The 13,218-nt window shown below is 49.4% G+C and carries 10 protein-coding genes; 7 read left to right on the top strand and 3 right to left on the bottom strand.

What is annotated here, in order from left to right:
* Positions 1 to 2: 2 nt before the first annotated feature.
* Complete coding sequence (gene hisD, locus SPIRS_RS11445) at positions 3 to 1,301, bottom strand: histidinol dehydrogenase (protein WP_148224068.1); 1,299 nt, start codon at positions 1,299 to 1,301, stop codon at positions 3 to 5.
* A 99-nt stretch (positions 1,302 to 1,400) separates the two neighbouring features.
* On the opposite strand from hisD, the gene SPIRS_RS11440 reads away from it, so the two are divergent.
* On the top strand, positions 1,401 to 2,195 hold the full coding sequence (locus SPIRS_RS11440) for a GNAT family N-acetyltransferase (RefSeq protein WP_245537580.1): 795 nt from the start codon (positions 1,401 to 1,403) through the stop codon (positions 2,193 to 2,195).
* Here the strand turns inward: SPIRS_RS11440 and ftsH are convergent.
* The gene (gene ftsH / locus SPIRS_RS11435; RefSeq protein ID WP_013254846.1) at positions 2,155 to 4,095 is read right to left on the bottom strand and encodes an ATP-dependent zinc metalloprotease FtsH; all 1,941 of its coding nucleotides are present in this window, start codon (positions 4,093 to 4,095) and stop codon (positions 2,155 to 2,157) included. The two genes, SPIRS_RS11440 and ftsH, sit on opposite strands and share 41 nt — an antisense overlap.
* 97 nt (positions 4,096 to 4,192) lie before the next feature.
* On the opposite strand from ftsH, the gene SPIRS_RS11430 reads away from it, so the two are divergent.
* From SPIRS_RS11430 to SPIRS_RS11415, 4 genes are read left to right on the top strand one after another with little or no spacing between them, the layout of a single operon-like run.
* Complete coding sequence (locus SPIRS_RS11430) at positions 4,193 to 5,926, top strand: AMP-dependent synthetase/ligase (RefSeq protein ID WP_013254845.1); 1,734 nt, start codon at positions 4,193 to 4,195, stop codon at positions 5,924 to 5,926.
* Positions 5,927 to 7,102 (top strand): hypothetical protein, encoded by a 1,176-nt coding sequence (locus SPIRS_RS11425; RefSeq protein WP_013254844.1) that lies wholly within the window; start codon positions 5,927 to 5,929, stop codon positions 7,100 to 7,102. It abuts the gene before it with no gap.
* Positions 7,103 to 7,111: 9 nt separating this feature from the next.
* Entirely contained in the window at positions 7,112 to 7,420 is a 309-nt protein-coding gene (yhbY, locus tag SPIRS_RS11420; RefSeq protein WP_013254843.1) for a ribosome assembly RNA-binding protein YhbY, read from the top strand.
* Positions 7,421 to 7,422: 2 nt separating this feature from the next.
* Positions 7,423 to 8,682, top strand: coding sequence for an iron-containing alcohol dehydrogenase (locus SPIRS_RS11415; protein WP_013254842.1), 1,260 nt, complete (start codon positions 7,423 to 7,425; stop codon positions 8,680 to 8,682).
* Between the two features lie 21 nt (positions 8,683 to 8,703).
* Here the strand turns inward: SPIRS_RS11415 and SPIRS_RS11410 are convergent, their stop codons facing one another.
* The gene (locus tag SPIRS_RS11410; protein WP_041866053.1) at positions 8,704 to 10,785 is read right to left on the bottom strand and encodes a methyl-accepting chemotaxis protein; all 2,082 of its coding nucleotides are present in this window, start codon (positions 10,783 to 10,785) and stop codon (positions 8,704 to 8,706) included.
* 280 nt (positions 10,786 to 11,065) lie between these two features.
* Here SPIRS_RS11410 and SPIRS_RS11405 point away from each other — a divergent pair, with 280 nt between their 5' ends.
* Together SPIRS_RS11405 and SPIRS_RS11400 are read left to right on the top strand one after the other, a co-directional pair.
* Positions 11,066 to 12,334, top strand: coding sequence for an ABC transporter substrate-binding protein (locus SPIRS_RS11405; RefSeq protein WP_013254840.1), 1,269 nt, complete (start codon positions 11,066 to 11,068; stop codon positions 12,332 to 12,334).
* On the top strand, positions 12,335 to 13,213 hold the full coding sequence (locus tag SPIRS_RS11400) for a carbohydrate ABC transporter permease (RefSeq protein WP_013254839.1): 879 nt from the start codon (positions 12,335 to 12,337) through the stop codon (positions 13,211 to 13,213).
* The last annotated feature ends 5 nt before the right edge of the window (positions 13,214 to 13,218 follow it).

Raw genomic sequence — 13,218 nt, 5'->3', positions numbered from 1 at the left:
TTTTAGCTCCACCGCCGGTCTACGGCTGCAGCATGGGTGATAAAGCCTTCGTAGAGGGCAAGATTACGGGTATCGTCCGCGATACGATCGTAGCCGTCTCTCGTGGACCACACCACCGAAGAGTATTTCATAAAATCGCGTACCGAGACGGCGGAATAGGTTTTCGCCTTACCGCCGGTGGGCAATACGGCGTTTGCTCCCGCCATATAATTTGCGCAGCTGAAGGGGATGTTTCTGCCAAGAAGGATTTCTCCCGCATTGCGAATCTTGCCCACAAGGGAAAAGGGCTCCGATACCATCAACTCCAGGTGCTCGGGAGCGAATTGGTTGGTGATGGAGACTGCCTCATCCATTGTTTCCGTAACGATGATTCCGCCGTAGCCTCCGTCGAGTACATCGCTGACAAACCCTTTCCTCGGCTCGGGCAGGTCGGCAATACGCTCTTGTATGATGTCTGCAGCCCTTTCCGCAAGCTTCCTGTCTGGAGTAATGAGCAGGGCCGAGGAGTCTGAGCCATGTTCGGCTTCCACCAGGATATCTTTTGCCGCCAGCTCAGGATCGGCGGTTTCATCGGCTATCAGGATGGATTCCGAGGGACCGGCGGGAAGGCCGACGTCTACCGTTCCGTAGAGAAGCCGTTTTGCTGCGGTTACATACATACTGCCGGGGCCTACGATCTTCTCTACCGGTCGTATGGTTTTCGTTCCGAAGGTGAGGGCGGCTATGGCCTGGGCACCTCCGACTCGATAGATTTCATCGATACCCAGAAGCTCGGCGGCGTAGAGGCAGGCGGGATCAACACTGCCATCTTCTCCCGGTGGAGTGGTGATGACGATTCTCGGTACCTCGGCAATGACCGCCGGAACGGCAAGCATGTAAAGCATGGAGGGAAAGCTTCCCCGTCCGCGGGGAACATAGAGGGCGGCACTCTCTATGGCTGTGGCCCGTTCTCCGACAAACAGGCCCGGCTCAACTTCCACCACCTTCATGGCCTCCGGTTTCTGGGCCTCGTGGAATCTTCTCACGTTACGGATGGCGTGTTCTATGGCGCCTTTCACCGGCGGCTTGAGTAGCTGCTTTGCGTCCGCTATCTCTTGTTTCGAAACGCGAAGATGCCCGGCAGAGAGTTCCACCCTGTCAAACTCTCTGGTCAGGGATAAAACAGCTTCGTCTCCTTCGGCTTTTACACGTTCTATGATTGCGTGTACCGAATTACTTACCGCTTCAATATCGATTTCCGAGCGGCGAAACAGCTTCGCCTGCTCGGCACTATTCAACTCTTTCCAGTAACGAATCATCATGCGCATACTCCTTCAGACCCACAATGTAGCCAACCATAGGCGTTCAGTCAACGACGGCACCCCTCGTCGAAAGGCTTTGAAAGCAGTATGATAGCTCTCGTGAATGTTACGCTTATTCCTCTTCCCGAGGTCCAAACCCCTTGCCCCTATCTCCCCGGCATTCGTGCGCAAACAGAGAGGGCTATTGCAGTTGAATTCTCCGAATCGGGAATTAACTATCTTTTAAAGCAGGGCTTCCGCCATTTTGGTCGCTTTCTCTTCAGGCCACGTTGCCTCTGGTGCGGGAAATGTGTTCCCGTCCGTATCGATGCATCGGCATACTGCTTTTCCCGCTCCGACAGACGGGTTCTGAGAAAAAGCGAACGGGCCGGGTTTGAGGTTTCTCTCGAGAGACACCCGCTGCCGGACCCTGCTCTTTTCGAACTCTACTTGCGGCACAAAAAGCGTTTTCCCTTTCCTGCTGAAGATGAGCAGGAAAATTATGATTCTTTTGTCGACTCCTTTTTCGCGGCAACTCCAGGAGCTGCGTTGCTCCGTATTCGTGATAAGGAACGAACCGTTGCCGTGAGTCATATCGACCTTGTTGGAGATACCTGCTCGGCCGTCTACTGTTACTGGGACGAGGAATACGCGATTTACAGCCCGGGCCGCGTAGCAATACTTCACGAAGTACTTCTCGCAAAAAGCCGGGGCATGCGTTACCTCTGCCTTGGCTATCTGATCGAAGAAAACCGATCGATGATCTATAAAAAGGGATACTCACCGCTCCAGGTCTCGACAAGACCCGGAGTATGGTTCGACTGGCTTGATGCGGAGGGTCATTGTATTGCGGGTGCTCCGGAGCACCCGCTCTTCATTGTTGAAGATTCTTTACGGGAAAGTTTTCTTCTTTAAGTAAGTCGATGAAGATATCCGATTCCATCACCTCACGCTCCAGGAGTTGAGCGGCACATTTTTCAAGTACAGGCCGCTGCTCTTCAAGAAGTTTGAGAACTATCTCATAGCGCTCATCGATGATTCGTGCAATCTCCTCATCCACATACTGCTGGGTCGATTCGGAATACTCCCTGCTCTGATTCGTCTCACCGCCCAGATAGCTGTGTGCCCGCTTCGTGAGGGCTACATTCTTGAAGCGCTCACTCATCCCGTATTCGGTGATCATATTACGGGCAAGATCCGTTGCTTTTACCAAATCATTTGATGCACCGGTAGATATTTCGTTAAATATGATCTGTTCGGCGGCTCTTCCCCCAAGAAGAACATCGATCTTGCCGATGAGTTCTCCCTGACTCATGAGATAACGATCCTCAATCGGCATTTGAAGGGTATAGCCTAAGGCCCCAAGACCTCGGGGTACAATAGATATCTTTTGTACAGGATCGGAACCGGGGGTTGCGGCGGCAACAAGGGCATGACCCGTTTCGTGGTAGGCAACGATTCGCCGTTCCTTCGGGTTGATGAGGCGGTTTTTCTTTTGTAGTCCCGCCACCGTCTTTTCGATCGCCTCATGGAGATCGGCCATGGTGACAAGATTACGGCCGCCTCGTACCGCAAGCAAAGCGGCCTCGTTGATGATATTTGCAAGATCGGAACCTACAAAACCGGGAGTGGATGCGGCAATCTCCTTCAAATCAACAGATTTGTCGAGTTTAACATCCTTTGCATGGATGTTAAGAATAGCCTCCCGCCCTTCGAGATCGGGACGGTCGACAAGAACCTGGCGATCGAACCGGCCGGGGCGCAGAAGTGCGGGATCCAAAAGTTCGGGCCTGTTTGTGGCGGCCAAAAGGATGACGCCGCTGGTCGCATCAAAACCGTCCATCTCAACCAATAGTTGATTGAGGGTCTGCTCCCGTTCGTCGTTACCTCCGATGTTGTTCGCTCTGCTTTTCCCTATGGCATCAAGTTCATCGACAAAGATGATGCAGGGAGCCTTCTCTCGTGCCTGGCGAAAGAGATCTCGAACCCTTGCAGCACCAACGCCCACGAACATTTCGACGAAATCGGCTCCGCTCATACGAAAGAAGACGACGCCTGCTTCACCAGCCACGGCCCTTGCAAGAAGGGTTTTTCCTGTCCCTGGAGGGCCGACCAAAAGAATACCCTTGGGAATCTTGCCACCTATTGCCGTGTATTTTGTGGGGTTCTTGAGAAAATCAACGACCTCCACCAACTCGTCTTTTGCCTCTTCGACACCGGCGACATCGTTGAAGGTGGTTCTTGTCTCGCTTTCGGCAACAATACGCGCACGATTTTGGCCGAAGCTCATTACATTGCCGCCTACATTCCCCATTTTTTTGAGGACGTAACGCCAGAGGAAGAAGAGCAGGGCAATGGGGATAATCCAGTTTAGGAGAACCATGATGCTTTGACCTCCGCTGTTATCGACAGCAGCGTAGCTCACCCCTTTCTCGTCCATCAGCTTGATGAAGCTGGGGTCGTTCACCGGTACAGTTTTATAGGTTTGTCCACCCAGTTGTCCGACACCGGGGCCATTGGTTCCGCGTGCCTCGGGAAAGCCGAGGTATTCATGCTCACCCAGCTGTACCCTGTCGATAGTTCCGTCAGCAATGAGGCTTTTAAATTGACTAAAAGGTACCTGGGTAGCCGGGGTTTTCGCCAGCATCGTGTTTATCATTGACAATACTATGAAGACAATAAGGAAATACCCTATGGAAAAGTGAAATTGTCCCTTGGGAAATCGGCCGAAGAGTTTATCATCATCTTTACAACTTCCCTTGGGGCTTTCTTTATTCCAGCAATTGTTATCTTTCTTTTTTCCTGCCATGATCATAAAATAGCTAAGAACGGGATAAATGTAAAGAATGGTTGTTTCAACCGCATAGATAAGCTATAGTTTTCCCTACGGCCATGGGGCCAAAGGAGTTTTCATGAAGAAACGAAACAAAGAACCGTGGAAATTTCTCGATACATACAGGGGCACCGTTTTTATGGGAGAATGGCCAACCTTGGTCGAAATGTTCCGTATAACGGTAAGCAGGTACCCTGAGCATCGCTGTCTTTCCATATACGAACCTGACAATATCTTTCTTAATTACCGTGAAACCCTGGATGTGGTCGAGAAGGTAGGAAATTATCTTGTCAAACTGGGAATAGGTAAGGGCGATAAGGTGGCTGTAACCGGAAAAAATAGTCCGGAGTGGGCCGTTGCCTACCTTGCCGTGCTTTTTGCCGGCGGAATTGTTGTTCCCCTTGATTATCAGTTGCATGTGCCTGAACTTAATGCACTGATGAAATTTGCCGATGTAAAGCTTCTTTTTTCTGATGAAGAAAAATTTGATCAGCTTGACGGAAACGGGATCCTTTCGAAAGAAGATAAGATCAGCCTTTCGCCACGGAAACCGGGGTATGTCTTCGAATGTGTGGAGCCGGAATCTCTTCCGAGAGCGTATCCCGAAGAGGATGATCTCGCCGCCATCCTTTTCACCAGCGGAACCATGGGAGATCCCAAGGGGGTTATGCTGACACATAAAAACCTTGTCTCCGACTGTTACCTGGCTCAGGGCAATATGAATATTTTCGACACCGACGTCTTCTATGCCCTTCTTCCTCTGCACCATAGCTACACCATGCTTGCGGTCTTTATAGAGTCTCTGTCGGTGGGGGCCGAGATCATTTTTGCAAAAAAACTTGCCATCAAACAAATTCTCCATGATTTGAAAGAGGGCAAGGTAACCATGTTTCTTGCCATTCCCATGCTCTTTAACAAGATGCTCAAGGGGCTTTTACGGGGCATTCGGGAGAAAGGGGTTCTTGTATACGGAATTATTCGGGGCCTCATGTATCTCAGTGGCCTTATCAAAAAGATTTTTAAGGTAAACCCGGGAAAGGCGATGTTTAAGGGGCTGCTCGCCAAGCTTTCTTTGGATACCAACCGCATCTGTATCTGTGGCGGAGGACCGCTTCCTTCATCGACCTTTAGTCTTTTCAACCAGCTTGGGATCGATTTCGTCCAGGGCTACGGATTGACCGAGACCTCGCCGATCATCAATCTCAACCCTAAAGAGGCCTACAAAGAGAACTCCGTGGGGCAGATCATTCCTCATATTGAAATGAAAATCCTTAATCCAGACGAAAGCGGCATCGGCGAGATCGTCGTTAAGGGGTCGGTAGTCATGCAGGGCTATTACAACAATGAGGCCGCCACCCGTGAGGTTTTTACCGATGACGGATGGTTCTGTACCGGCGATGTCGGCTACCTCGATGATGATAACTACCTTTATCTTACCGGCCGAAAGAAGAATCTCATCGTTACCGAAGGTGGAAAAAATGTCTTTCCCGAAGAAATTGAGGATCGATTCCAGCTTTTCGACGAGATAGAACAGATTCTTGTGCGCGGCTTTGTTATCGACAAGAAGATGAAGAGCGAGGGGATCGAGGCACTTGTTTATCCGAGCCAGGATGCCTTCGAAGCTTTGGGCAAAAAACGGGGGAGCGCATATACGCCTGAGGAAATTAAGGCGAGGATTCAAGAGATCGTTGATGAAGTCAACCGTGACCTCCTCTCATATAAAAAGATCGCAAGGGTTATAATAACCGAGGAGGCGATGGAAATGACGACTACCAAGAAGATAAAGCGATTTGCGGTGGAAGGAGAAGCGTAGATGAAATCGGGCCGAAGCTTCCCTTTATGGCTTCTGCTCGCCCTTTTCTTTCTTTCTGTGCTCCCCCACGTTGGGGCCGGGCCGATACATTTGGGAAACAACCTCGGCCTTGATCCTCCGACGGGCTGGGAGTATGTGGGAGGAGACGACCAAAGCGTAACCTTTGCACCTTCCGGGGAGGGCGGTTACCTTCGTCTGAAGATCTACGAGGGAGATACCTGGGATGATGCCGATACCATGGTCAATGATCTGATCGAACTTTTGGCCGCGGATGAGCAACAAACCGACGCCTTCTCCTATCGGGAAAGAAATGCACGTTTTTCCGATATTCTCATTTTTCCGGGGGATGGTATTGCTTTTCACGGCTATCTGATTGCCATCGAGGGAGCTCGCCTCGATATTGTTTTGATGGCCTTAACCGATCCCGATCGTTTTTCGGCGATGTCGACGGTACTTTTATCAGGACTTGATTCTTTTAGTATGAGTGATGATGACAGGCTTCGCCCGGGACCTGTGACAAGCTATCTTTTCGACGAACATGGAGGCGAAAAACGGCTAAGTTCTTTCACCTTTGAGGATTCCCACGAGAGCCTTGTCTACGACAGCGTGGATATTGAGGCGGCCGCATGGGTCATTGAGAGGGAGGCGAACCTCCTTGTTACCTATGCCGGTACCCCTCTGGCGGCAGAGGCGTGGCAGCGTTACTATCGGATTATTTACCGGGATTCCTATCACAGGCTTGATCCCCTTTATCGGGTTCTCGATCGAGTGATTTCCCGTTCTGATAATGACGGAGGGCTTACCAAACGGGAACTTGCCTCTCGCCTGCTTGGCTGGGTCCAGGGGTTTTCCTATCGCAGAAGTGGGGGGGTGAGTGATCTCGACGGTCCCCTTGCCGTGGCAGTATCAGGGGAAGGCGACTGTGACAGCAGGGGGCTTTTGCTTGCCGCCGTACTCAACCATTTCGGGATCGATTCTGTTCTCATGGTATCTGATGTCTATGGCCATAGCCTTGTCGGTACCGATGTTGTAGGAAATGGTGCACGCTTTGCCTTTGGCGGGAAGAACTACCTTGTGGCGGAAACAACGGCAAAGGTTGCTATCGGTATGATCGATGCATCGATGGCCGATCCTGCAAAGTGGATAGGGATCGACTTTTTCCGCCATTCGCGCTAATCTTCAAAGATGGAACTTAGTAGTAAACAACGGGCCTATCTACGCAAGCTGGCCCACGACCTTAATCCCGTGGTGATGGTGGGAAAAGAGGGAATGAATAATAATATTGTTCGTGCGACCGAGCGTGCCCTCGATGAGCACGAGTTGCTGAAGCTTCGCTTCGTAGATCACAAGCAGGAAAAACGGGAAATGAGTCGCTATCTTGCCGATGAATGTTCTGCCGAACTTATCTCCGTCATTGGAAATGTTGCAATACTCTTCAGACAGGCTCGTGATCCTGATCGTCGTCAGATAAAACTTCCTTTTTTTCGGAGCTAATCATGCATGAAGAAGCTGCTGCGCTGGAAGCCATTCCTCGAACCCTCATGGGTGCCGGTAGTGTGCTCCGACTTGGAAGAGTGATTCGAGAAGGGTGGGGTAATTCTATTTCCACCGTTGCGCTCATAAGCGGCGGTTCCTCTTTCGATCGCACCCCCCTTTCTTCCCGTATCATTGCAGGGCTATACGAAGAAAATCTTAGACTTTTACGTTTTCATGTTTCCGGCGAGCCTTCGCCTGCGCTGGTCGATCGGTGTGTCGCCGATATAAAGAAAAATCAGCAAGAGCGGGGAGCCGAACTTATTGTCGTCGGCATCGGAGGGGGAAGCGTTATCGACACGGCTAAGGCTGCTGCCGCCTGTGCAACGATGGAAGAGCCATCCCGACGCTATCTTGAAGGGGTCGGGGACCTGATTCCGACCGGAACGCGTCTTCCTTTCATTGCCATTCCCACCACCAGCGGTACCGGTAGCGAGGCCACGAAAAATAGCGTTCTTTCCTCCGTCGGAACAGCGGGCTTTAAAAAATCGATGCGTCATCCGGCCCTTATTCCAGATATGGCAATGTTTGACCCCATGCTCCTTGATGCCGCCCCCTACGGCGTAACAGCGCCTGCCGGTTGGGATGCAGTTACGCAATTGCTCGAGGCTGCGGTCTCTACAAAAGCAACTATACTTACCGATTTATATAGCTTTGCCGGTCTTTCTCTTTCCTCCACGGCCTTTCCTTCGGCCTGTGAATTTTCAAAAGCGGATGGGGAGGACCTCTCCGAAGAGGATCGACAGGCGCGCTACCGGGTACGTTCGGATATGGCCCTTGCCGCTTTTTACAGCGGTATAGCCCTTGCAAGCGCCGGATTAGGCCTCGTTCATGGTGCTGCCGGAGTATTGGGCGGAAATCGCGCTATTCCTCACGGGGTTGCCTGCGGTCTGCTGCTTCCACCTGTCACAAAGGCGCTAACGATGCGTATACCTTCAAACGATGGAAAGATTCGCTATGCCGCCTGCGGTTATCTGCTTTCGGGGCATATAAAAGGGCGGGAAGCAGCATTTTCTGCGGCACGGGAAGCCGTCGACAGCGGAATTGCACTTCTCAACGAAACCCTTACTTCGTGGCAACGTAGCTACCCCCTGTCCGGACTTTCCGACTACGGTTTCACCGAGGAAGAGCTTACGGCTTTGGCGGCCAAAGCCTCCATGAAAAACAGCCCGGCAAAACTCTCCTTTGAGGAACTTGCAAAAATTCTTACCGGGCTGTTGTAACTTTTACGCAGCAGCATCCTGTCAGCATGTCTTAAAGAGCGATACCTTTTCTTCCATTGAGGCGATGCCGGTGTTACTGGAATTCAGCAGGTCGACCGCTTGATGAACAACGGTATCCACCTGCTTTGATTTCTCCGCTACGGCCAGAACCGATTCCCTGACGTTGGCGGAAATCTCCACCAGTTTACTTATTTCCTGAAGAATGGATCTGCTGCCTGTAAGCATCTCGTTTGAACCGGCATGAACCTCTTCCGTAATTTGACTAATATCCGACAAAGCTTCCAATACCTGAGAACTTCCCCCCGCTTGTTCGTCAAGAGAAGCCTGTATTTCCTTTTCAATCTGTGTCACCCTTCGCACTGATTCGACGATGGCCTCAAATGAACTTTGGGCCTCCGTTGATACGGAAACGGAGGAGACGATCGCATTCCGAAAGAGCGTCAACCCTTCTGATATGACATGAGATTGCTGGTTGGAAACTTCCGCGAGCTTTCTTATTTCATCGGAAACCACAGCAAAGCCCTTTCCTGCCTCACCGGCATGAGCGGCCTCAATGGCGGCATTCATGGCAAGAAGATTTGTCTGTGAAGCAATATTGGTGATCGTGTCGTTTGCTTCAACAATGCTTTCCGATTGGCTTGAAAGGTTGGTGATAATCTCTTTAAGTGCATGTACATTGCTGCTCCCCGATGAGACAACCTCGTTCAGCCTCTCGAACTCTTTTGAGGTGGCCGCCAGACCCTCTGCAATGGTTCGGATATTGACGATCATCTGTTTGATAGCCGCAGAACTTTCCGTTACATTGGCGGCCTGCGAATTGATCTTTATATCTTGTGCTTCTATGGTCTGGCTGATCTCTTCGATGGTGGATGAAACCTCCTGAACCACCGTTGATTGATTCATGGTTGCTTGTTTTACCTTCTCGGCAAGTGAAGCAATATCGTCGGAAGAAATTTGGGCCTTATCCATTGCTGCAAGCAGTTCCTGAATCGACCCCTGCGTTTCTTCCACGCTGCCTCGAATGGTAGAGACAATTTCGCTAAGGTTATCGATGGTGCTGTTCAAATTGCTGCTCATACGGCCGATTTCATCCCCGGTATTTACGGAAACTTTTTGCGTTAGATCGCCTTCGGCTACCGTTTTTAAGGTACGCATCACCTTCTGTATGGGCCTGCTGATTCCTCTTGCAAAAAAGAGAGCCGCCGTTATCCCGACAAGGAGAAAAACGAGAAAGAGAATGATCATTCTTTTGGCCATCACTATTGTCCCCGTCATAACCTCTTTGCGTGACGCAACAATGGCTATGGACCAACCGTTTTTCTCGATGGGAGCAAAACCGAAAAAACGAACGGCCCCCATAAAGGGATATTCATCAAAGCCCGTCTCTCCTGCAACCATGCGCTCCATCGTTTCAGATAGACGCTTAAATTCGGGATTGTTCTTCCCCTCTTTCAGAAAGTTCCGTTCCTGAATGACCCAGTCACTATTGGGATGGGCAATAAGTATGCCCTGATTATTTATAATGTATGCATATCCATCTTCACCATAACAGACTTTTTCTGCAATATCGGAAAGAATGATACCGCTGAGTCTGGCGATCAAAAGCGAAGAGATCTCTCCTTTTGCATCCTTGATTGGCGTTGCCAACATGATAACCGGTTGCTTCGTGACTCGGCTGATAATCACATCGGAGATTACGCTTGTTCCGGTAAAAGCCTTCTTGATATATTCACGGTCGCTGAGATCTGCGCTACTGCCATCGGGGTAGCGTGCTGTGCCATCCAGCCCGACAATCCCCATCCCCAAATATCCGAGTTGAGTTGCTTTGTCCTTAAGAATAGATGTTTGCTCTGTCCAGTTATTGCTGCGTAGCGCCTCCTGACTTGCGAGAAGTTCGATTTCGAGCAGCTTATTGTCGATTACCGTACGAATATACCTGGCGGAATCCGTTGCAATCTCCTCGAGAGATTCCGAGACACTTGATTGTATCTCTTTTGCGGCGCTGAGATAGGCCACACAGCCCATGCCGCCGCAGATCACCAGCAGCAATAATACAATGACCAGAATAAGCTTGTTTCCAATTGTCGCATGCTTTAAGTACATATCCACACTCCATGAAGTAACTATCCGTAGATCGGCCGTCCATATGTGGAGTGAGGCCTTTGCGGAAGTAAAAATAAGTATACAAAAGTATAAGACGTGCATTATCGTTTCCGCAAGTTTTTTGGAGATGGTATTAAAAAACCACCAAAAGAAAATTATAAAATAAGCTATGGATAAAATATCCTTTACATGTGTATTGTGTGGATATAAAATACAACTTAACAAAATTGTGTTTTTACTTCTTTTGATTGATACATCAAAATCTAAAGGAGGAAATTAGATGAAAAAGGGTGGTTTATTTCTGGTCTGCTTGCTTTGCTCTCTTACGCTCTCTCCTGTTTTTGCGGCCGGTTCCAAAGAGTCTCAGGGGCCTGAGCAGATTGAGCTGAGGTTCCTGGGTATGGCCCAGGCCGCCTATTCGGAACAAAACGTAAATGATATGACAGCCGATTTTATGAAGGAACATCCGAATATCAAGGTGTATACAGAGTTTGTACCGTACGAGGAATTGAGAAATAAAACCCTACTTGCATATGGGTCGAACAGACCTTACGATGCGGTACTCGTAGATGATATATGGTTCGCCGAATACGTTTCCAAAGGGATGTTACGCGATATAACCGATCAAATACCTACTTCATATAAAGAGGGAGTTCTGGCAGGCGGCTGGAACTTTACAACAAAGAAGGGAAAAGTGTATGGGGTTCCCTGGTTTCTTGATACCATGTACCTCTACTACAATACGACAATGCTGAAAGCTGCGGGTTTTCAGCAACCGCCTACCAGTATCGAGGACATGGTAGCCATGGGTAAGGCGTTAAAGGAAAAAGGGATTGTAGAATATCCCTTCGTTTTTAGTCTTGCCCAAGCAGAGGCCCTCATGTGTGTCTATTCCAATTTTCTGGAAGCCTACGGAGCCTCCTTTCAAGATAAAAACGGAAACTATATTTTAGACACGACTGGCGTCCAAGCCCTGGAATTCCTTCTACACTTGAAGGAGAGCGGATTATTAAATCCGAACTCTCTCGAATATCTGGAAGAAGATGTACGTCGCGTTTTTTCCAGCGGAGACGCGGCATTTACATTGAACTGGGCGTATATGTTTGCTTTGGCGACCGACCCAAAAGAGAGTGGCCTGAAAAAAGAAGATGTAGGAGTCATGGTTCTGCCGGGGGCTTCCGGTATCAAAGAATCTGCAGCAATGAGCGGTTCGATGGGCTTGAGCGTTTTAGCAAAGTCACCTCATTTCGAAGAAGCCTTAGCGTACATTTTGTATCTGTCAAGCAAGGAAGTACAGGACACGTATTCAAATTTGCAGCTTCCTGTTTGGACAGCCTCGTATGACGATCCCAAGCTTCGTGAAGGGAGGGAACTGTTGGTCGAGGCCTCAAAAAAGGCTTTCTCGATTATGAATGTTCGCCCCAGTGAGCCCAATTATCAGGAAGCAAGTGCTATTCTTCAGCAATATATCCAGTCTGCACTTTATGGTGACATGTCCCCACAAAAGGCCCTGCAGGAGGCAGTGCAGAAAATTTCGGAAATTAAATAAATGAGTATCGCAGAAGCTCGGAAGTATAATGTACTTATTGTCCCCATGGTTGTAATCATGGGGACAGTGATAGGCTGGCCTTTGCTGCAAACATTTTTTCTCAGCTTTACGGATACGACGCTCATGGGGCTTGAACCTGCCAGTTTTGTTGGATGGCGGAATTTTATAGATGCCTTCCACGATGATGGATTCCTGAGCTCCTTGAAAGTTTCTTTGTTGTTTGCCTTAGTTGTTGTCACATCAGAAATGGTTCTGGGAACATCTGTCGGGTTGTTGGTACACCAGCCTTTTGTCGGAAGAAGCTTTGTACGGGCACTGCTCATTTTGCCGTGGGCCGTTCCTACTGTGGTAAACGCCATCATGTGGAGATTGATCTATAATCCCGAATATGGAGCGCTGAACTCCCTACTATTTCAACTTGGCATTATGAAAGAGTACACCAGCTGGCTTAGCAATGCAGGTAGGGCTTTACCGTCGATTATGTTTGCCGATGTCTGGAAAAATTTTTCCTTGGTGGCTTTGATCACGCTTTCCGCCTTACAAACATTACCCTTGTCACAAATCGAAGCTGCAAAGATCGATGGGGCCGGGGCCGGCCAACGTTTCTTTTATATAACACTGCCGCATATCATACCTTCCCTCCAGGTTGCCCTGGTCTTACGCATCATAGAAACCGTCAAGGTATTCGACATCATCTACATTATGACAAAGGGAGGACCTGCAAATAAGACAAGATCGGGAAGTATTTTCGTCTATCAGGAGGCTTTTACCAATTCGCGAATGGGATCTGGTGCGGCCTTTGCAATTATTATGGTCGCTCTGATCATGATATTGATATGTATGTACCTTCGTGTACTCACGACAAAAAGATCATCATAGGATAG

The sequence above is a fragment of the Sediminispirochaeta smaragdinae DSM 11293 genome, assembly GCF_000143985.1.
In the GTDB taxonomy this organism is placed as follows: Bacteria; Spirochaetota; Spirochaetia; order DSM-16054; family Sediminispirochaetaceae; genus Sediminispirochaeta; species Sediminispirochaeta smaragdinae.
The sequence above is the reverse complement of the archived record's forward strand: the minus strand, read 5'-3'. Positions and strand labels throughout refer to the sequence as shown.

Coding starts and splice junctions, on each gene's coding strand:
- yhbY (WP_013254843.1), top strand. CDS start 7,112: ATGGAACTTAGTAGTAAACAACGGGCCTATCTACGCAAGCTGGCCCAC.
- ftsH (WP_013254846.1), bottom strand. CDS start 4,095: ATGATCATGGCAGGAAAAAAGAAAGATAACAATTGCTGGAATAAAGAA.
- SPIRS_RS11405 (WP_013254840.1), top strand. CDS start 11,066: ATGAAAAAGGGTGGTTTATTTCTGGTCTGCTTGCTTTGCTCTCTTACG.
- SPIRS_RS11415 (WP_013254842.1), top strand. CDS start 7,423: ATGCATGAAGAAGCTGCTGCGCTGGAAGCCATTCCTCGAACCCTCATG.
- SPIRS_RS11430 (WP_013254845.1), top strand. CDS start 4,193: ATGAAGAAACGAAACAAAGAACCGTGGAAATTTCTCGATACATACAGG.
- SPIRS_RS11400 (WP_013254839.1), top strand. CDS start 12,335: ATGAGTATCGCAGAAGCTCGGAAGTATAATGTACTTATTGTCCCCATG.
- SPIRS_RS11410 (WP_041866053.1), bottom strand. CDS start 10,785: ATGTACTTAAAGCATGCGACAATTGGAAACAAGCTTATTCTGGTCATT.
- SPIRS_RS11425 (WP_013254844.1), top strand. CDS start 5,927: ATGAAATCGGGCCGAAGCTTCCCTTTATGGCTTCTGCTCGCCCTTTTC.
- hisD (WP_148224068.1), bottom strand. CDS start 1,301: ATGATGATTCGTTACTGGAAAGAGTTGAATAGTGCCGAGCAGGCGAAG.